Origin of the sequence: Agrobacterium sp. CGMCC 11546 (assembly GCF_013365515.1) — a bacterium.
GTDB lineage: Bacteria > Pseudomonadota > Alphaproteobacteria > Rhizobiales > Rhizobiaceae > Agrobacterium > Agrobacterium fabrum.
The window spans coordinates 379,497-398,042 of the sequence record NZ_CP047387.1 but is presented as its reverse complement, the minus strand read 5'-3'; the positions used below and the strand labels follow the sequence as shown (position 1 = coordinate 398,042).

Annotated in this window: 19 protein-coding genes; 9 read left to right on the top strand and 10 right to left on the bottom strand. The window is 60.1% G+C overall.

The genetic code is table 11. The annotated features are described in order from the left end of the window. Nucleotides 1–43: 43 nt before the first annotated feature. The 3 genes from ileS to GSF67_RS02000 form a co-directional block, all read right to left on the bottom strand. On the bottom strand, nucleotides 44–2,947 hold the full coding sequence (gene ileS, locus GSF67_RS02010; RefSeq protein WP_006313166.1) for an isoleucine--tRNA ligase: 2,904 nt from the start codon (nucleotides 2,945–2,947) through the stop codon (nucleotides 44–46). Between the two features lie 272 nt (nucleotides 2,948–3,219). Beyond that, complete coding sequence (locus GSF67_RS02005; protein ID WP_121650360.1) at nucleotides 3,220–4,200, bottom strand: bifunctional riboflavin kinase/FAD synthetase; 981 nt, start codon at nucleotides 4,198–4,200, stop codon at nucleotides 3,220–3,222. A gap of 72 nt (nucleotides 4,201–4,272) precedes the next feature. Beyond that, a complete protein-coding gene (locus GSF67_RS02000) occupies nucleotides 4,273–5,121 on the bottom strand; it encodes a TIGR01459 family HAD-type hydrolase (RefSeq protein WP_006313164.1) in 849 nt (282 codons plus the stop codon). 370 nt (nucleotides 5,122–5,491) lie between these two features. Here GSF67_RS02000 and groES point away from each other — a divergent pair, with 370 nt between their 5' ends. From groES to GSF67_RS01980, 4 genes are all read left to right on the top strand, one after another. Continuing rightward, complete coding sequence (groES, locus tag GSF67_RS01995) at nucleotides 5,492–5,788, top strand: co-chaperone GroES (protein ID WP_003494080.1); 297 nt, start codon at nucleotides 5,492–5,494, stop codon at nucleotides 5,786–5,788. A gap of 74 nt (nucleotides 5,789–5,862) precedes the next feature. Beyond that, a complete protein-coding gene (gene groL / locus GSF67_RS01990; protein ID WP_006313163.1) occupies nucleotides 5,863–7,497 on the top strand; it encodes a chaperonin GroEL in 1,635 nt (544 codons plus the stop codon). Nucleotides 7,498–8,099: 602 nt separating this feature from the next. Beyond that, nucleotides 8,100–8,534, top strand: coding sequence for a hypothetical protein (locus GSF67_RS01985; protein ID WP_006313162.1), 435 nt, complete (start codon nucleotides 8,100–8,102; stop codon nucleotides 8,532–8,534). Nucleotides 8,535–8,689: 155 nt separating this feature from the next. Next, on the top strand, nucleotides 8,690–9,136 hold the full coding sequence (locus GSF67_RS01980; protein WP_006313161.1) for a DoxX family protein: 447 nt from the start codon (nucleotides 8,690–8,692) through the stop codon (nucleotides 9,134–9,136). A gap of 63 nt (nucleotides 9,137–9,199) precedes the next feature. Here GSF67_RS01980 and hisG read toward each other — a convergent pair whose 3' ends face one another. Genes hisG through hisS form a run of 4 tightly spaced genes read right to left on the bottom strand, consistent with a single transcriptional unit; the run spans nucleotide 9,200 to nucleotide 12,929 of the window. After that, nucleotides 9,200–9,892, bottom strand: a complete 693-nt coding sequence (gene hisG, locus GSF67_RS01975; protein WP_006313160.1) for an ATP phosphoribosyltransferase — start codon at nucleotides 9,890–9,892, stop codon at nucleotides 9,200–9,202. Then, complete coding sequence (locus tag GSF67_RS01970; RefSeq protein WP_006313159.1) at nucleotides 9,889–11,016, bottom strand: ATP phosphoribosyltransferase regulatory subunit; 1,128 nt, start codon at nucleotides 11,014–11,016, stop codon at nucleotides 9,889–9,891. Before GSF67_RS01970 ends, hisG begins: the two co-directional genes overlap by 4 nt. A gap of 16 nt (nucleotides 11,017–11,032) precedes the next feature. Further along, complete coding sequence (locus GSF67_RS01965; protein WP_006313158.1) at nucleotides 11,033–11,401, bottom strand: VOC family protein; 369 nt, start codon at nucleotides 11,399–11,401, stop codon at nucleotides 11,033–11,035. Between the two features lie 4 nt (nucleotides 11,402–11,405). Then, on the bottom strand, nucleotides 11,406–12,929 hold the full coding sequence (hisS, locus tag GSF67_RS01960; protein WP_006313157.1) for a histidine--tRNA ligase: 1,524 nt from the start codon (nucleotides 12,927–12,929) through the stop codon (nucleotides 11,406–11,408). 156 nt (nucleotides 12,930–13,085) lie between these two features. Here hisS and GSF67_RS01955 point away from each other — a divergent pair, with 156 nt between their 5' ends. Genes GSF67_RS01955 through GSF67_RS01945 form a run of 3 tightly spaced genes read left to right on the top strand, consistent with a single transcriptional unit; the run spans nucleotide 13,086 to nucleotide 14,343 of the window. After that, on the top strand, nucleotides 13,086–13,319 hold the full coding sequence (locus GSF67_RS01955) for a DUF6290 family protein (RefSeq protein ID WP_006313156.1): 234 nt from the start codon (nucleotides 13,086–13,088) through the stop codon (nucleotides 13,317–13,319). Continuing rightward, nucleotides 13,303–13,572 (top strand): type II toxin-antitoxin system RelE/ParE family toxin, encoded by a 270-nt coding sequence (locus tag GSF67_RS01950; protein ID WP_035215419.1) that lies wholly within the window; start codon nucleotides 13,303–13,305, stop codon nucleotides 13,570–13,572. The genes GSF67_RS01955 and GSF67_RS01950 overlap by 17 nt, the downstream gene beginning before the upstream one ends. A 6-nt stretch (nucleotides 13,573–13,578) precedes the next feature. Further along, nucleotides 13,579–14,343, top strand: coding sequence for a hypothetical protein (locus GSF67_RS01945; protein ID WP_006313147.1), 765 nt, complete (start codon nucleotides 13,579–13,581; stop codon nucleotides 14,341–14,343). A gap of 33 nt (nucleotides 14,344–14,376) precedes the next feature. On the opposite strand, the gene GSF67_RS01940 is transcribed toward GSF67_RS01945, so the two are convergent. Then, nucleotides 14,377–15,294, bottom strand: a complete 918-nt coding sequence (locus GSF67_RS01940) for a LysR substrate-binding domain-containing protein (protein ID WP_006313146.1) — start codon at nucleotides 15,292–15,294, stop codon at nucleotides 14,377–14,379. An 81-nt stretch (nucleotides 15,295–15,375) separates the two neighbouring features. On the opposite strand from GSF67_RS01940, the gene GSF67_RS01935 reads away from it, so the two are divergent. Next, a complete protein-coding gene (locus tag GSF67_RS01935) occupies nucleotides 15,376–16,419 on the top strand; it encodes a YeiH family protein (protein WP_006313145.1) in 1,044 nt (347 codons plus the stop codon). A gap of 25 nt (nucleotides 16,420–16,444) precedes the next feature. Here GSF67_RS01935 and GSF67_RS01930 read toward each other — a convergent pair whose 3' ends face one another. Further along, the gene (locus GSF67_RS01930) at nucleotides 16,445–16,888 is read right to left on the bottom strand and encodes a hypothetical protein (protein WP_006313144.1); all 444 of its coding nucleotides are present in this window, start codon (nucleotides 16,886–16,888) and stop codon (nucleotides 16,445–16,447) included. Continuing rightward, nucleotides 16,885–17,514 (bottom strand): DNA-3-methyladenine glycosylase I, encoded by a 630-nt coding sequence (locus tag GSF67_RS01925; RefSeq protein WP_006313142.1) that lies wholly within the window; start codon nucleotides 17,512–17,514, stop codon nucleotides 16,885–16,887. The genes GSF67_RS01930 and GSF67_RS01925 overlap by 4 nt, the downstream gene beginning before the upstream one ends. A 238-nt stretch (nucleotides 17,515–17,752) precedes the next feature. Between GSF67_RS01925 and GSF67_RS01920 the strand changes: the two genes are divergently transcribed. Continuing rightward, nucleotides 17,753–18,529 carry a L,D-transpeptidase gene (locus GSF67_RS01920; RefSeq protein ID WP_006313140.1) on the top strand — a complete coding sequence of 259 codons (777 nt, stop codon included), beginning with the start codon at nucleotides 17,753–17,755 and terminating at the stop codon, nucleotides 18,527–18,529. Nucleotides 18,530–18,546 lie beyond the last annotated feature (17 nt).

The following is an 18,546-nucleotide window of genomic DNA, read 5'->3' as shown; positions in this document are numbered from 1 at the left end:
TACCGGATGAAGAGGCAAAGCGCAATTCATCCGGCCATTTTCATTACTTGAGTGCGGCAAGCTCCCGCAGTGCCGCCGCATCGCGGGCCGATACGTCGGGATATTGCGGATCGGAGCCGACATCGGTGGTGATGCGCCACGAACGGGCGCATTTCACGCCTTCCGCCAGCTTCTGCTCGACCACGACCTTCGCCACTTCCGGCAAGCGGAAGCCATCGGCCGGGCCCTCATCGCCCACCACCGTGATGGCGGAGGTGATGCAGATTTCGGCAAAGTCCTGTCCTGACAGCGCCGCCAGAAGATCGGCATCGGCAATGTGGACGACCGGAGCTGCCTCCAGCGAGGAGCCGATGCGCTTTTCACGGCGCTCGACTTCCAGCGCACCTGTCACGACGGTGCGGACCTTGCGGATCTTTTCCCACTTGGCTTCCAGGGCATCATTCTTCCACTCCGCCGGGATTTCCGGGAACTGGGCAAGATGCACCGATTCCGCATCCGGATAGCGCGACAGCCATGCTTCTTCAGTTGTGAAGGGCAGCATGGGTGCGAGCCATGTGACGAGGCAATCGAACAGCTTGGCGATGACCGACAGCGATGCGCGACGCTTCAGCGACGACGGCGCGTCGCAATAAAGCGTGTCCTTGCGGATATCGAAATAGAACGCCGACAGCTCGACATTGGCGAAATCGATCAGGGCGCGGGTGATCTTCTTGAAGTCGAAGGCGTCGTACCCGTCGCGCACAACCTTATCCAGCTCGGACAGGCGGTGCAGCACCAGCTTTTCCAGCTCCGGCAGATCGGCATAGGCGATCTCCTCGCCCTTGTCGTGGGCGAGCGTGCCGAGCATCCAGCGCACCGTGTTACGCAGCTTGCGGTAGGCATCGATGTTGGTCTGGATGATGGCCTTACCCAGACGCTGGTCTTCCCAGTAGTCGGTCGTCATGACCCACAGGCGCAGGATATCCGCGCCAGATTCCTTCATCACGTCCTGTGGTGCAACCACGTTGCCGAGAGACTTGGACTGCTTGCGGCCCTGCTCGTCCATGGTGAAACCATGGGTGACGACGGCATTGTAAGGCGCGCGGCCACGCGTCGCGCAGCTTTCGAGCAGCGACGAATGGAACCAGCCGCGATGCTGGTCGGAGCCTTCCAGATAGACATCCGCCGGCCACTTCATGTCCGGGCGGTCTTCCAGCGTGAAGGTATGGGTGCAGCCGCTGTCGAACCACACATCGAGGATGTCCATGACCTGCTGCCATTTGGCATGGTCGTGGTCGTTGCCGAGGAAACGTTCCTTGGCACCTTCGGCAAACCAGGCATCCGCACCTTCAGCCTCGAAGGCCTCGAGGATGCGGGCGTTGACGGCTTCGTCCACCAGAACCTCGCCCTGCTCGTCGGCAAAAACGGCGATCGGCACGCCCCAGCTGCGCTGGCGCGACAGAACCCAGTCGGGCCGGCCTTCGATCATGGCGCGCAGACGGTTCTGGCCGGAAGCCGGAACGAAGCGGGTCTGGTCGATGGCATCGAGCGAACGCGAACGCAACGTCGTGCCGTCGCCGAGTTCCTTGTCCATATAGACGAACCACTGCGGCGTGTTGCGGAAGATCACCGGCTTCTTGGAGCGCCAGCTATGCGGATAGCTGTGCTTCAGACGGCCGCGCGCAAACAGGTTGTTGGCCGCGATCAGCGCCTTGATGACGCGCTCGTTGGCATCGCCCTTCTTGCCGTTGTCGTCCATGACGCGGGCCGCACCGCCTTCGGCCGACGGGCCGAAACCGGGGGCGTCTTCGGTGTAGAAACCGGCGTCATCGACCGGGAACGGGATTTTGGTATCGATCCCGCGTGCTTCAAGGGTGCGAACGCTGTTCGTCCAGGCATCAAAGTCCTCGCGGCCATGGCTTGGCGCGGTGTGCACGAAACCCGTACCGGCATCGTCGGTGACGTGATCGCCATCGAGAAGCGGAACCGGGAAATCGTAACCGAGCGATGCCAAAGGATGGGCGCAGGTGATGGCCGCCAGTTCTTCGCTTTTCACATCGCGAACGAACTTGAAGGTCAGCTTCGCCTTGGCTGCAGCCTCGTCAGCAAGTTTCCTGGCGAAGATCAGCTTTTCGCCCGGCTGCGGGCCAAAATCATTCTGCGCGCTTTCGACTTCGAAAAGGCCATATTCGACCCGCGAAGAGAACGCGATGGCGCGATTGCCGGGGATGGTCCACGGCGTGGTCGTCCAGATGACGACGGAGACGCCGGAAAGAGCGGGCGCAGCATCCTTCACCGGGAATTTCACCCAGATCATGTCGCTCTCGACATCGTGGTATTCGACTTCGGCTTCCGCCAGCGCCGTGCGCTCGACGACCGACCACATGATCGGCTTGGAACCGCGATAAAGCTGGCCGCTCCGGGCGATCTTCAGCAGCTCGCCGGCGATGCGGGCTTCGGCGTGGAAGTTCATCGTCGTATAGGGGTTTTCGAAGTCGCCCTCGATGCCGAGACGCTTGAACTCTTCCGACTGGACCTTGATCCAGCCGGCCGCGAAGTCACGGCATTCCTTACGGAATTCGTTGACCGGAACCTCGTCCTTGTTCTTGCCCCGGGCGCGATAGGCTTCCTCGATCTTCCATTCGATCGGAAGGCCGTGGCAATCCCAGCCGGGCACGTAATTGGCGTCGAAACCGCGCATCTGGAACGAGCGGGTGATGACATCCTTCAGGATCTTGTTCAGCGCATGGCCGATGTGGATGTTGCCGTTGGCATAGGGCGGGCCGTCGTGCAGCACGAATTTCTCGCGGCCGGCGGCGGAAGCGCGGAGCTTTTTGTAGAGGCCCATATCCTGCCAGCGCTTCACCGTTTCCGGTTCTTTTTGCGGCAGGCCGGCACGCATCGGGAAATCCGTCTGCGGTAAGTAGAGGGTGGTGGAATAGTCCAGTTTTTCTGCGGTGTCGCTCATAATCGTACCGTTGTTGCGCGCCGTATCAGTCGCGCCATCTCAATTACAAAGAGGGCAAATTCGGAAAGCGCCATGCCATATGTCACATGTCATGTAAGCGCCAAAATCCCGGACCTTCCGGCTCTCTCAGAGCGGGCGGAAGGCCGGGCCAATAATTCGGCCAATCTGAATTGCAAATTTCAACCGGTATTGGGACATGAACGGTTGTTTATGCGGTTTCCCAGCAAAAAGGAAGAGAAAAGCGACGGCAAGGCGCAGCCGGCCGAAGACGATCAGAACGCGATCTTCGCGTCCAATTGGCTGAGCGGACGCACGCCTGACAGCATCGCCCTTGCCTCTTCTTCATCACGCCTGATCTGGGCGACAAGCGGATCGAGCCCGTCGAACTTCAGCTCGTCGCGCAGGTGGCCGAAGAAGGACACCGAACAGACTTCCCCATAAAGATCGCCCGAAAAATCGAACAGGAAGGTTTCTAGCAGCGCCGCGCCGTTCTCCGTCACCGTCGGGCGGTAACCGAAGCTCGCGACGCCATCGTGGATCGAACCATCGGGGCGACGGAACCGCACGGCATAGATGCCCGCCTTCAGCTCGGTTTCCGGCGCCAGCGCCATATTGGCGGTGGGGTATCCCAATGTTCGGCCGAGCTTCTGGCCACCGATGACCTCGCTCTCCACGGTAAAGCGATAACCGAGCAGACCGGCGGCACCCGCCACATCGCCCTCACACAGAAGCGAGCGGATACGGCTGGAGGAAACGACATCCGACCCCTCGTCGCGGAAGGCGTCCACCAACGTCACGTCGAAGCCGTGACGTTTGCCGGCTGCCATCAGGAATGCCGGGCCGCCCTCGCGGCCCTTGCCGAAATGGAAATCAAAACCGGTAACGACAGCGCTGGCACCCAGCCAGTCGACCAATATGGACTGGACGAATTCGTCCGCCGAACGCTGCGAGAACTCCCGGTCGAAGGGATATTCGATGACGGAGCGGAAACCGATCGCCTCGAGAATGCGGGCTTTCAACGGCGCGGGCGTCAGACGAAAGACAGGTGTATCAGGACGGAAGACGGACCGGGGATGCGGCTCGAAGGTCAGGACCAGGGCGGGAACACCGCGGGCTTCCGCCAGTTCCAGAGCACGGTCCAGCACGGCGCGGTGGCCACGATGCACACCATCGAAATTGCCGATCGCGATAACGCCACCGCGAAGAGCTTCCGGCAACGGCTCTTTTTTTTCATTGCGATGAAAGACGGTCATGGCAGTCGATCCAATTTTTACGCCAGCTTAGGCCAGACGTTCTTAGGCGAGACGTTCTTAGGCAAGACTTTCTTAGGCAAGACGGGGCATCCACCAGCCGGGAGCAGCACCCTGCCCCTTCAGATAGGCATTCAGAAGCGCCTCGTCCGTCTGGCCGTTCAGCGTATATTCAGCGGCGTGAATGCCGCCGCTGATATAAAGAAGGTTGAGGCCACTCGCGATCGCACCCTTCACATCCGTCGGCATGCCGTCGCCGATGGCCAGCACACGATCCTTGGCGAAGGCGCCGCGCACGTCTTTGGCCGCCGCAAGGCAGGCTTCATAGATCGGCGCATGCGGCTTGCCGGCAATGCGGACTTCGCCGCCCAGCTGTTCGTAATAGGCCGCCATTGCGCCGGCGCAGGGGATGATGCGCTCGCCGCGCTCCACCACCAGGTCGGGGTTGGCGCAGATCATCGGCACCTTGCGGGCGATGAAGCCCTTCAGCATTTCCGTATAATCTTCGGGCGTTTCCGTCTCGTCATCAAAGAAGCCGGTGCAGACCACGGATTGCGCCTCAGCCTCGCCGACCCGCTCGACATCGAGACCTTCCAGCAGCGGCATGTCCCGCTCGGGACCGAGCAGGAAGACTTTTTTCGGGCCTTCGGCGATCAGGCCGCGGGTGACATCACCTGAGGTGATGATACGGTCATAGGCCTCGTCAGGCACGCCGAGAACACGCAGCTGGGCGATGACGCCTGGGGCCGGGCGCGGCGAATTGGTGATGAGCACCACCGTCTTGCCCGCCTTGCGCGCTTCATGCAGCGCAACAGCCGCATCCGGAAAGGCGCTGACGCCATTGTGCAGCACGCCCCAGACATCCGAAAGAACAACGTCGAACCCATCAGTGATTTCGCCGAGGGTGAGAATGCGATGGGCCATGATGTGCTTTCCGGGTGCGAAAAAAGAGTGTGCGTCACATCGCAAAGCGGGACGCCGATGGCAAGGAAAAAAGCGGTGCCGGGCCTGCCTGCGGCCTACCGGCCACCATCCGACCATAAAACCCCGCTATGCCGAAAACGAAGACTGCCCGCAAAAGAGCGGTTTGCCCGCACCTCGTCAGCGCGTGGAAATTTTCTGTCATGGAACGCTGGTAACCATAGGCCGTGAAATTTTTCCGGCAGCGCGTTCTTGACTCCGGGAGAGCGCCTCCTTATCTCGGCTCTGCTGGCACTCCAACAAGGGGAGTGCTAACACCCATCACGGGGACCTCCAAAAGGTTCCTGAAGTCATTTGATCGAGGGATTAGGCAATGACAAGCACCAATTTCCGTCCGCTTCATGATCGCGTCGTCGTTCGTCGCGTTGAGTCCGAAGCAAAGACCAAGGGCGGCATCATCATTCCCGATACCGCCAAGGAAAAGCCGCAGGAAGGCGAAATCGTCGCCGTCGGTTCCGGCGCGCGCGATGAGGCCGGCAAGGTCGTCGCTCTCGACGTCAAGGTTGGCGATCGCGTCCTGTTCGGCAAGTGGTCGGGCACCGAAGTCAAGCTCGACGGCGAAGACCTTCTGATCATGAAGGAAGCCGACATCATGGGTATCATCGGCTGATTTTGCCGAACCCATCGTTTCCTTAAATTTCAAGCCGGATCAGTTCCGGCCGTTCGAAACCAGGAGTTTTGAAAATGGCAGCTAAAGAAGTCAAATTCGGCCGCTCAGCGCGCGAAAAGATGCTCAAGGGCGTCGACATTCTTGCCGATGCAGTGAAGGTAACCCTCGGCCCGAAGGGTCGTAACGTCGTTATCGACAAGTCCTTCGGCGCTCCGCGCATCACCAAGGACGGCGTTTCCGTCGCCAAGGAAATCGAACTGGAAGACAAGTTCGAGAACATGGGCGCACAGCTCGTTCGCGAAGTTGCCTCCAAGACCAACGACATCGCCGGTGACGGCACCACCACCGCAACGGTTCTGGCCCAGGCCATCGTTCGCGAAGGTGCAAAGGCAGTTGCTGCCGGCATGAACCCGATGGACCTCAAGCGAGGTATCGATCTGGCCGTTGCTGAAGTCGTCAAGGACCTTCAGGCCAAGGCCAAGAAGATCAACACGTCTGAAGAAGTTGCACAGGTCGGCACGATCTCTGCAAACGGCGAGCGTCAGATCGGTCTCGACATCGCTGAAGCAATGCAGCGCGTCGGCAACGAAGGCGTCATCACCGTTGAAGAAGCCAAGACCGCCGAAACCGAACTCGAAGTCGTCGAAGGCATGCAGTTCGACCGCGGCTACCTGTCGCCTTACTTCGTAACCAACCCGGAAAAGATGGTTGCGGACCTCGAAGACGCTTACATCCTTCTGCACGAAAAGAAGCTCTCGAACCTTCAGGCCATGCTGCCTGTTCTCGAAGCCGTCGTTCAGACCGGCAAGCCGCTCGTCATCATCGCTGAAGACGTCGAAGGCGAAGCTCTTGCAACGCTCGTCGTCAACAAGCTGCGTGGCGGCCTCAAGATCGCTGCCGTCAAGGCTCCTGGCTTCGGCGATCGCCGCAAGGCCATGCTGGAAGACATCGCCATCCTGACCGGTGGTACCGTCATTTCCGAAGACCTCGGCATCAAGCTCGAAAGCGTTACCCTCGACATGCTCGGCAAGTCGAAGAAGGTTTCGATCTCCAAGGAAAACACCACGATCGTTGACGGTGCCGGCCAGAAGTCCGACATCGAAGGCCGCGTTGCCCAGATCAAGGCGCAGATCGAGGAAACCACTTCCGACTACGACCGCGAAAAGCTGCAGGAACGTCTTGCCAAGCTCGCTGGCGGCGTTGCTGTGATCCGCGTTGGCGGTTCGACGGAAGTTGAAGTGAAGGAAAAGAAGGACCGCATCGACGACGCTCTCAACGCGACGCGCGCTGCTGTTCAGGAAGGCATCGTACCGGGCGGCGGCGTTGCCCTGCTGCGTTCTTCCACGAAGATCACCGTCAAGGGTGTGAACGACGATCAGGAAGCCGGCATCAACATCGTGCGCAAGGCTCTGCAGTCTCTGGTTCGCCAGATCGCAGAAAACGCTGGTGATGAAGCTTCCATCGTTGTTGGCAAGATCCTCGACAAGAACGAAGACAACTACGGCTACAACGCCCAGACCGGCGAATATGGCGATCTGATCGCTCTCGGCATCGTTGACCCGGTCAAGGTTGTACGTACGGCTCTGCAGAACGCAGCTTCGGTTGCTTCGCTGCTGATCACCACCGAAGCGATGATCGCCGAGCTTCCTAAGAAGGAATCGGCAATGCCGCAGATGCCCGGCGGCGGCATGGGCGGCATGGACTTCTAATCAGTCCTGTCACTGGAATACGAGAGGGCGGTCTTCGGATCGCCCTTTTTTCGTTGCCGCCCACACCTTTTGAGTGGTCTGGCGTCGCAAGCGCACCAGACGGGCGGCATGGACTCCAATCAGTCCTGCCTCTGGAATACGAAAGGGCGGTCTTCGGATCGCCCTTTTTTCGTTGCCTCCCATGCAATCCCGGCGGCCCTGCACCGAAACCAACGGCCCAAATATTGTTTCTTTTTGGGACACCGATAACTTTACCCGGCTTGTGCTGGGCAAACCGTGCAATAATGACATCACGATAGGCGAATCACAGCGCCGCGAGACGGTCGATTCCCATTTTTCCTTACTTATAAGTGCGCTATTTAGTTGTGCTTTTTCATATCTCTCGCGATTTTGAAGAAGGAATACATAATATTTTTGATTTTCTCCCCGACTGGTTGTTGTCGGTAGGAAAAAATAAACTATAAGTCAGCCCCCGTAAGGGTTCCGCGACGGGACGGCGAGCATTGAAGGGGTTCGATGCTGGGCAAACACGTTCGACTGCGGATGGCGGTAAAGGTTAAACCTGGCAGGGTCGCTAGAAATGGTGGCACTGGCATGTGTTCATGCGGGGGCGCGATTTGTTTGAAATATCAAGACGCAACGATGCTCTGCCGGCGGCGGTGACGACCACGCCCGATCCCCGCACCCTGTCTCATTTCTTTATTTCGGAGGAATGGAGCAGCGAACTTTCCAGCGGTGTCATCCGGCTCGGCGAACACACTTCCTTCATGCACGGCCTGCCACCGGGCGAATGCGGGCTGCTCAGCCTTGTCCGCTGTTACGACCGTTGTGACCATGCCCGCGTGCTGGAGCTTTTCGAGCAGGTCTCTACCGAACCCTCACGGTTCTGTTTCTCGACAAGCGTCTCCATCTTGCCGGCGATGCGGCAACCGGTCATCTGCATGGGTGAATCGTCCGGTTTTGAAGATGGGCAGCAGGGGCGTATATCCGGGCTTTTCCTGTTCCCGCGTTTCGAAGATATTCGCTTCGCCGCCTAAGATTACGCACCGACACTCGCTTATCGTTCACAAAATGAAGACAATTTGTCGTCTGCCGTTCATCTTTCTGGATGAGTGATTTTCAGCCATTAGTATCTCCAGACATTGCCATGCAGCTCATCGGCGACACGCCGATCACTTACCGGAGATACTCCATGTCCAGCAGCCAGAACGCTCTCGTTCTCATCGCCCGCATTCTGCTTTCCTTCATCTTCATCTATTCCGGCTTCGGCAAACTCACCGATCCGGCCGGCACCGCCGGCATGATCGCGGGCGCCGGCATGCCTGCCGCAACTGCGCTTGCCTATCTCGCTGGTCTCTTCGAGCTGGTGGCCGGTCTTGCCATCCTCGCCGGTTTCCAGACCAAAATTGCCGCCTGGGCGCTTGCCGTCTTTTGCGTCTTTACCGGGCTCGTTTTCCACAGCGGCACCGTTGCCGTTCCCGGCTGGCCTGAGCCTGCTCTCGGCTGGATCAACACGCTGAACGGCATCATGATGATGAAGAACATCACCCTTGCCGGCGCCTATATCCTGCTCGCAACCTTCGGCGCAGGTGCCTACTCGGTCGACGCGAAGCGCGGCTTTGTTGCCGCTCGCGCCTGAGTAAACAGGCTGTCCGACAAAAAAGCCGCCGGAGCGATCCGGCGGCTTTTTTCTTTTGTGCTTTCAGACAGCCGCTTTTATCCGCGACGCTATTTCCTGAACCGCTGCATCGCCTTCATGCTCCGGTTTGCGGGCGCGCACGAAGCAGGCTTCCGAGCGAACGATGATGCCGTCGGAGAGGATTTTCAGGTGATTGGCCTTCAGCGTCGAGCCGGTGGAGGTGATATCGACGATGATATCCGCCTGCCCTGCCGCCGGCGCACCTTCGGTGGCGCCAAGGCTTTCGACGATGCGGTAAAGCTGAATGCCGTGCTGGCGTGAAAAGAACTGCTGCGTCAGCCGCCAATATTTGGTGGCGATCGCCAGTCTGCGGCCATGGCGGGCGCGGAATTCGGAGGCCACATCGCCCAGATCGGCCATGCTGTCCACATCGAGCCAGATTTCGGGCACCGCGACCACGACATCGGCATGGCCGAAACCGAGGCGGGCGCAGAACTCCACCTGCGCGTCGGCATTGGTCAACCCCTCGCGCACCAGATCTTCCCCGGTCACGCCGAAATCCACCGTGCCGGCGCCAATCTCGCGGGCGATCTCGGAGGCCGACAGATAGGCGATCTCGATATCGTCACGTCCTTCGATACGGCCGCGATAGGAGCGGTCGTTACCGACTGACGCAACCTTCAGCCCGGCGCGTTCCAGAACGGCGGAGGCGTCTTCCTTCATCCGGCCTTTTGAGGGCAATGCGATGGTGATCATGGTTTGTCGCTCCCACGCACCGCTTCGATGCGATCCAGCCAGAGCGAGAAGCCCACGGCCGGTATTTTTTCCTGTGCGCCGAGAAGCGTAAGCAGCCGGTCGTAACGGCCGCCGCCAGCCAGAACGCTGTCGCTACCCGCCTCCACCACCTCGAAAACGAGGCCGGTATAATAATCGAGCGGGCGGCCAAAGGCGGCGCCATAGGTGACGGTTTCAAGATCGACACCCGCATTGGCAAGGGCCGCAACGCGTTTATCGAAAGCGGAAAGCGCGCCGTCCAGCTTCAGCTTCGCCCTTGCGGCGAAATCGCCAAGAACCTGCGAGGCCTGCGGCAGGGGCGCCTGCAAGGCCAGGAATTGTTTGAGCAGTTCGAAGCTCTCATCCGGCAGGCGCGTCGCCGCGAGCGCGAGCTTCTCCCGCAGACGGCGGGCGATTTCGAGCGGTGAGCGGCTGGCATTGGTGGAATAGCCGGTTTCCTGCATCACCGTATCGAGATAATCGACCAGCACCGCCTCGTCGCCCGTCGCCAGAAGGCCGGCGACCCGGGCGTCCAGCCCCGTCATCGGCTTGGGATGCACGAGGCTTTCCAGCAGCGCGTCGAGCTGCGCCATGTCGCCGAAAGCCTGCACCAGCCGTTTCTGCCAGCCGAGCGGCAGGCCAAGCGCTGCGACAACGGCTTCAAACACCTGCTGGTCGCCCAGCGTGACGGCAAGCGAGCGGCCGGGCAGCAGGCGCTGCAGAATGGCGGTCGCGTCGATGACGACACGGGCATCGGCGGCGGCAATATCGGTATCGCCGAGGTCTTCGATGCCGGCCTGATAAAACTCGCTCGCGCCCTCACGGCGCTGGCGGAAGACTTCACCGAGATAGGAATAACGCTTCGGCGTGCCGGTCGCGGTCTCGATATGGCGCAGGCAGACGGGGATGGTGAATTCGGGGCGGAGGCAGAGGCTCTCACCCGTTTCGCTCTCCGTCATGAAGATACGGCGGCGCAAATCCTCGCCGGCCATATCCAGAAACGGTTCGGCGGGCTGGATCACAGGCGTGTTCACGCGGCTTGTGCGGCGCGCGGCGAATTCTTCCAGTAGCTCTCCGGCAAATTCCGGCATGTCGATCAGGGGCATGGAACGTTACTTTTCGTCACGGTTCGAGCGGCTGCATCATTTCGATGCGGTTTCCGAAGGGATCATGGACATAAAACCGGCGATATCCTTCAAGCGGCTCATCCTCAACCACATGGCAGCCCGCTGTTTCAAGTGTTTTTCGCAGGCACACCAGATCATCGACCAGAAAGGCCGGATGGGCTTTCCGCGCCGGGCGGAAATTCTGCTCGACGCCAAGATGCAGTTTCATCAGGCCGCAGATGAACCAGCAGCCGCCGCGCATGGCCAGATTTTCGGGTTTTGCCTGCTCCACGAAACCGAGCAGGTCACCGTAAAACCGGCGCGCTTCTTCTTCGCGGCCCGCCGGCATCGCCAGTTGAACGTGATCGAGCGCGAGGATCGCCATGGCTTCAGCGCCCTTCGGCGGCGCGGCGAACGTCCTCTGCCTGGTGCTCCAGAATCTCGCGGACCTTCGCCACCAGCTCGGCCTCCGGCACGCTGACCTGCGCCACACGGGCCTCGCGCCAGCTGGCATTGTCCTCGATCTCGCCGGAGAGGCGCTTGCCTTCGATCAGATCCTTGATCTGCACGATGCCTTCGGCGCGCTCGTCACCGCCCTGGATGATGGCGATGGGAGCGCCGAGACGGTCGGCATATTTCAGCTGGTTGCCGAATTTCTTCCAGTTGCCCTGGTACATTTCGGCGCGGATGCCCTCGGCGCGCAGCGCCTGGGTGAAGCGCTGGTAACGGCCCATGCTCTCCACATCGCCGTCCATGACGGTGATGAGGACGGGTGCGAGCGGCTTGACCTGCCCAAGCTTGCCGAGGTTCTTCAGCGCCGTCATCAGGCGCGAGACACCGATGGAGAAGCCCGTGGCTGGAACCGGCTGACCCATGAAGCGCGAGACGAGACCATCGTAACGACCGCCACCGCCGACCGAGCCGAACACGACCTTTTCGCCCTTTTCATTGGTGACGTCGAAGGTCAGCTCAGCCTCATAGACCGGGCCGGTGTAATATTCGAGACCGCGAACGACAGAGGGATCGATCTTGATGCGTGTTGCGTCATAACCGGCACCGGAAACCAGAGCGCCTATGGTGTTCAGTTCATCAACGCCTTCCGCGCCTTTGGATGTGCCCGCAACCAGTTTTGCGAGATCATCAGCGCTTGCCGCATAATCCTTGATACCAACGAAGAACAGCACTTTTTCGATCTGTTCATCGCCAAGACCCGCACCCTTGGTGAAATCACCGGATTCATCCTTGCGGCCAGGCCCGAGCAACAGCTTCACGCCTTCGGGGCCGAACTTGTCGAGCTTGTCGATAGCGCGCAGCACATTCAGGCGGCGGCCGGCATTGTCTTCTCCGCCGAGACCGATGGCTTCCATGACGCCGTCCAGCACCTTGCGATTATTGACGCGGATGACATAGTCGCCGCGCGCGATACCGAGCGCTTCCATGGTATCGGCCATCATCATGCACATTTCGGCATCGGCCTGCACACCAGCAGCACCCACCGTATCGGCATCGAACTGCATGAATTGCCGGAAGCGGCCAGGGCCGGGCTTTTCATTGCGGAAGACGTAACCGGCGCGATAGGTGCGGTAGGGCAGCTGTATTTCGTTGAAATTTTCCGCAACATGACGGGCAAGCGGCGCGGTCAGATCGTACCGCAGGCTCATCCATTGGTCGTCGTCGTCCTGCAGCGAAAACACGCCTTCGTTCGGACGGTCGCTATCGGGCAGGAACTTGCCGAGCGCATCGGTATATTCGAACAGAGGGGTCTCGATCGGATCGAAGCCGTAAAGCTCGTAGACCCTACGGATCTTGTCGACCATCTCATTGGTGGCATGGATATCGGCAGCCGAACGATCCACAAAGCCGCGCGGCAGGCGGGCTTTCAGTTTCTGAGGCTTTTTTGCTTTTTCGCTCATGATGCCGATCCGATATTTTCCTGAAATTATGCCGGTGTATTAGAGGATGAAGCCCGGTGCGGCAAGCCGCAAAGGCTTTGGTTCTACTGGCAGCGCAGGGCAAGCCATGCTATATGGGATGCATGTATCCCATTTTAGTCGGAAAGGACGCAAGCAATGAGCAAACAGACGGCCATCCGCCTGCCGGACGAGACCTATGAGCGGCTGAAGGCGCTGTCTGAGCGGACCGGCCGCACATCCGCCTATTACATCCGCGAGGCGATCGAGAAGCATATCGAGGATATGGAAGACCTCTATCTTGCCGAAGAGGCGATGCGGAAGCACATCGCCAATAAGGAGCGCACCTATACTCTGGAAGAAGTGATGCGTGATCTTGATCTGGAGAATTGAATTCCAGCGAAATGCCGTCAAGCAACTGGGCAAGCTGACGAAGAGCGATGCCAATCGCATCGTTTCATTTCTGACGGACCGCGTTGCCCAGGACGACAATCCGCGCAGAGCCGGCGCAGCGCTGCAAGGTTCCGAGCTCGGAAATTTCTGGCGTTACCGGGTGGGCGATTACCGCATCATCTGCGATATACAGGACCACAAGCTGGTCGTTCTGGTGGTCGAAATCGGCCATCGCCGTGAAATTTACCGTTAGGCATTCATGATCCTCGAAGCCCTGCAATATGCCGCCACCCATGCGGTCACGCCGAAAGAATTCCGGCCGCATGTCCGTTATTCCGTCAACCTCTGGGCGCGCGCCAATCGGTGCGCGAAAGCCTGGGCGGAGCATGAGAACAACAGCCGGCAATTCGTGCTGCAATCGGCGAGAAAGCTGAAGCAGCGACGGACGGCCGTCGTGCTGGGGTCCGGCCTGTTGCGGGACGTGCCCCATAATGCGCTGGTGGCGATGTTCGATACCGTCGTTATGGTCGATCTGGTGCACCTTGCCAGCGTGCAGGCGAAGCTGCGGGTCAATGCCAAAAAGAACGTCCGCATCGCCAATCGCGACCTTTCCGGCTTCGATGACCTTTTGGCCGGCCGCCCCGCGGAACCGCTCGATTTCCTGCGGCGCGTGCCCTATCTCGATTTCGTTGTCTCGGCCAACCTCCTGTCGCAGATCGGCACCGGGGCACAGCATCGGCTGGAACGGGAGAAAATTGCGAATGTGCCTGATGATCTTTTGCCAAAGCTCATTCAGACACATCTCGACGCACTGGCCGGCCTGCCCTGCAAGGTCTGTCTGGTGACGGACACCGCCTTCGACGTCATTGGCAAGGATGGTAGCGTGCAGCAGCATGAAGACCTGCTGCATGGCATCGAGATTGCGTCGCCTGCTGCCGCATGGGACTGGCCGCTCGCGCCCTTCGGGGAGGAAAGCAGGGATTATCGCATCGTGCATCATGTCATTGCGCGTGAAATGACCTGATGCACGATTGATGGTCAGGGTCATTCCTGCGGCTTACAACCCCGCAAGACCCGCCTTATAATCCTCCGACGCCGCCCGGCTGAGACGCTCCAGCTCCATCGCAGCGCGGCTGGTATGGCGCTCCTTATGGCGCAACAGAGCGAAATTGCGTGCAGGCAGATCTATGCCGGCGCGGACCAGCAGGCCCTGCCGCAAAAAAAGCGACGCAACGGAAGCGGAGACGGCGGTAGCAGCGCCGCCGGAGCGGGCCGCCATCACCACCGCCTCATTGGATGGCAATTCGAGCATGACGGACAGGTCAGCCGGATCCACCCCCATCTGCCGTACCGCCGCCTCGAAGGCGGAACGCGTGCCGGAGCCCTGTTCGCGCAGAACCCAGGAGGTGCCGTAAAGCATATCGAGCGCGGTGAGATAACGGCCGTCAGCGAAAGGATGGGCCGAACCGGTGACGACCAGAAGCTTGTCGGATACGACGGACTGCACCATCAATGCCGGCTCGTCAATCTTGCCTTCGATAAAACCAACCTCCGCCAGACCATCCAGCACCGCCTGTGTCACCGTCTTGGTATTGCCGATATCCAGCCGGACCGTCACGCCGGGATAGAGTTTCTTGAACTGCATCAGGATCGGCGGCAGCCAGTAGCTTGCAATGGTCTGGCTGGCGCAGACGGTAATTTCGCCGCGCGTCAGGCCGCCCATCTCAGAGAGAATCAATTCGGCATTGCGCACACGCGCCAGCGTCGCCTTGGCCTCGCCCAGAAAGGCCCGGCCGCTTTCGGTCAACTCGATGTTGCGGCCGACGCGGTGGAACAGCTCGACATTATAAAAGGCCTCGAGATTCTTGATGGCGGAACTGACGGCGGAAGCCGTGAGGCCGATGGCTTCGGCGGCGCGGGTCAGATGTTCGCGTTCGGCGACGGCGATGAAAATACGGAGTTGTTCGAAGGTCATTGCGTTTCATTCGATTTTATCGAACGATATATGCCATATTATTTGATAGAATAAAACAGGCGGCTACGGCATTGTCGGCCCATGGCACACCATCGCACCCTCGCTCATCCGTTTCAGTTTTCGCTCCGCTGGCTCAGCCCGCTTCTGCCGGGCATTCTCATCTGCGCGGCAGTTAGCTGCGCCGCCATTCTGGCAGAGCGTTTTCAGGTGCGGATTGCGGGTCACGCCTGGCTTGGCGATCTGGTGCTTGCCATCCTGATCGGTACGCTTTTGCGTTCGTTGGTGTCGCTGCCTGTAGTCGCGTCGGCGGGTATAAAGTTCAGTGCCAAGACCCTGCTTGAAATCGCGGTGGCGCTTCTCGGCGCATCCTTGAGCCTTTCCATTCTCAAGGGCGCTGGCGGGTTACTGATTGGCGGCATCGCGCTGATCGTGGCGCTGTCGCTGGTCTTCAGCTATGCCGCCGGGCGGATGCTCGGCCTGCCGCCCAAGCTTGCGACGCTGATCGCCTGCGGCAATTCCATCTGCGGCAATTCCGCCATTGCTGCTGCTGCGCCCGCCATCGGCGCCAAGCCGGAAGATGTCGCCGCCTCGATCGCCTTCACCGCGGTTCTCGGCGTTGTCGCCGTGTTGCTGATGCCTTTTCTGCCGCAGCTGCTTGGCCTTGATGCGACCCAATATGGCATCTTCGCCGGCCTCACGGTCTATGCCGTGCCGCAGGTTCTGGCCGCCACCGCACCGCTTGGAGCCGTGGCCGTGCAGACGGGCACCATCGTCAAGCTCATCCGCGTGCTGATGCTGGGTCCGGTCATCGCCACTCTCTCCGTCATCCACGGTCAGTCCGGCAAGGGACGCTTGAAGCTGCAACAGATGGTTCCGTGGTTCATCATCGGTTTCGTGCTGATGATCATGGCGCGCTCCTTCGGCCTCATCCCCGAGGCGCTGCTTTCCCCCGTCGCCTCGCTCTCCAACATCCTCACCATCATGTCGATGGCGGCTCTCGGACTATCGGTCGATATTCGCAGCCTTCGCCATGCCGGTGGCAAGGTCATCATTGCCGCCAGCCTGTCGCTCGTGCTGCTGGGTGTTCTGAGCTTCGGCCTGATCCTGCTGACGCAGGCGGCCTGAGCAGCCTGAACCTTGCTGCTGAGCTTTATTTACCGGTGCTGACCGTCAATACGTAATGCGCGCCGAGCCCACGCCGCGGAGAACCCAGGATCAACGTCGGGCGGATCAGCCACTCCGTATCCGCCTTCGGCGTCAGGGTTGCAACCTTGCCCTGGGAATCGCTGAAGAAGATCGCGTCCTCATCCGGCGTCGAAAAATCGAAGACCGCCATCAGCACAAACTCGCTTGACGCGGCAAGCTCGATCTTCACCGTCTGCCCCGCCTTCACCTTCAGCCGATAGACATCGCCACGCCCGCGCCGCGTCCAGCCATCCAGCGTCAGCGGACCCACCGGAGGCAGGGCCACTTCCTTCAGCCTTTCACCGTCATCGAGCCAGATGCCATCGACATTGCGGCTTTCCGCCAAAGATGGATGCGGTACGGCAGCCACGGCCATGGTGAGCGCCAGAAGAAGGGAGGTTACCTTCATGGACGTACAAACTCCCGCCGCATGACCTCTATCGGCTGGCGGCAATGACAGCCTTCAATATGGTCGTTGACCATACCCATAGCCTGCATGAATGCATAGACGGTCGTCGGGCCGACGAAGGTCCAGCCCCGCTTTTTTAGATCCTTGGAAAGGCGGATGGAGGCGGCGCTGGTCGGGTTTGCCCTTAACGTCGCATAGTCCAGCCTTTGCGGCCTTTCTGCGGCGGCGGGTTCGAAACCCCAGAAATAACGCGCGAGCGAACCGAATTCATCGCGCAGCGCCATGGCACGGCGGGCATTGTTAATGGTGGAAACGATCTTGCCGCGATGGCGGATGATGCCTTTGTCGGCAAGGCAGCGCTCGATATCGGCATCATCAAACTCCGCCACTTTTTCGAATTCGAAATTGGCAAAGGCAAGCCGGAACGCCTCGCGCTTGCGCAGGACGGTGAGCCAGGAAAGCCCGGACTGGAAACCTTCGAGGCAGATTTTCTCGAACAGGCGGCGATCGTCGGTCACTGGATAACCCCATTCCTCGTCGTGATAACGGCTGTAATCCGCAAGCCCCTGCTGCCAGAAACACCGCACGCGGCCATCCGAACCCGTCTCAAGTCCCGCTTCAATCATTCCCGCGACCACCCTTTTCCACTTCCGCCCGCAACCGGTTTGAACAACGCGCTTACCACTCATTCACCACGTTTCAAAACCGGGCGCTAACCTTAAATCCAGCTTTGCTTAATGAAGCGCTTTTTAATGAACAGCCATTTACGATTCGCTGGCGTGGAGGTGCGAACGTATCCGGCAAAGCGGGTGAATGCTCCCGCGATTTCCATTGTTGCGACATCCCGCAGAGAGAGTCCACCCGATGCCGATGAAGTCCGTTTTTCTGGCGCTGAGCCTCGTTTCCACCCTCGCCGTCCCGGCCGCGATGGCCAATGAGCGGTATCGCGAGCGCCCGCCCGTCGTCGTCAGCCCGGACCTTTCCGCCCCCTGGGTTACCCAGCTTGGCGGCCGCGGCAATGTGCGCCCCGTGGTTTATCCGCGCGCGCCTGCCGCCCGCCAGCCGCTGTTCCAGCAGCGTCAGGTCGCCATGCCGCAGCGCCCCAGTTCCGGCGTCACATCGCAGCGTCCGGCACGGGTGCAGAATGCCGCCGTGCGCCCCAACGCACCGATGCGCACGCAGATAGCGCCGCAATTCCTGCCGCAGATCGTGAGCTATCAGACCGCCGAAAAACCCGGCACCATCGTCATCGATACGCCGAACCGCTTTCTCTATCTCGTCCTCGCCGATGGCAAGGCCCGGCGTTACGGCGTCGGCGTCGGCAAGCCCGGCTTTGAATGGGCCGGAACCCACAAGGTGACCCGCAAGGCGGAATGGCCGAGCTGGACCCCGCCGAAGGAAATGATCACCCGCGAGGCGACCAAGGGACATTACCTGCCGGCCTTCATGGAAGGCGGCCCGGCCAACCCCATGGGCGCGCGCGCCATGTATCTCGGCTCGACGCTTTACCGCATCCACGGCACCAACCAACCCTGGACGATCGGCAGCAACAATTCCTCCGGCTGCATCCGCATGCGCAACGAGGATGTCACTGATCTTTACGAGCGCGTCAACGTCGGAACCAGGGTCATAGTGATATGATAGCAACGGTTCGGCCA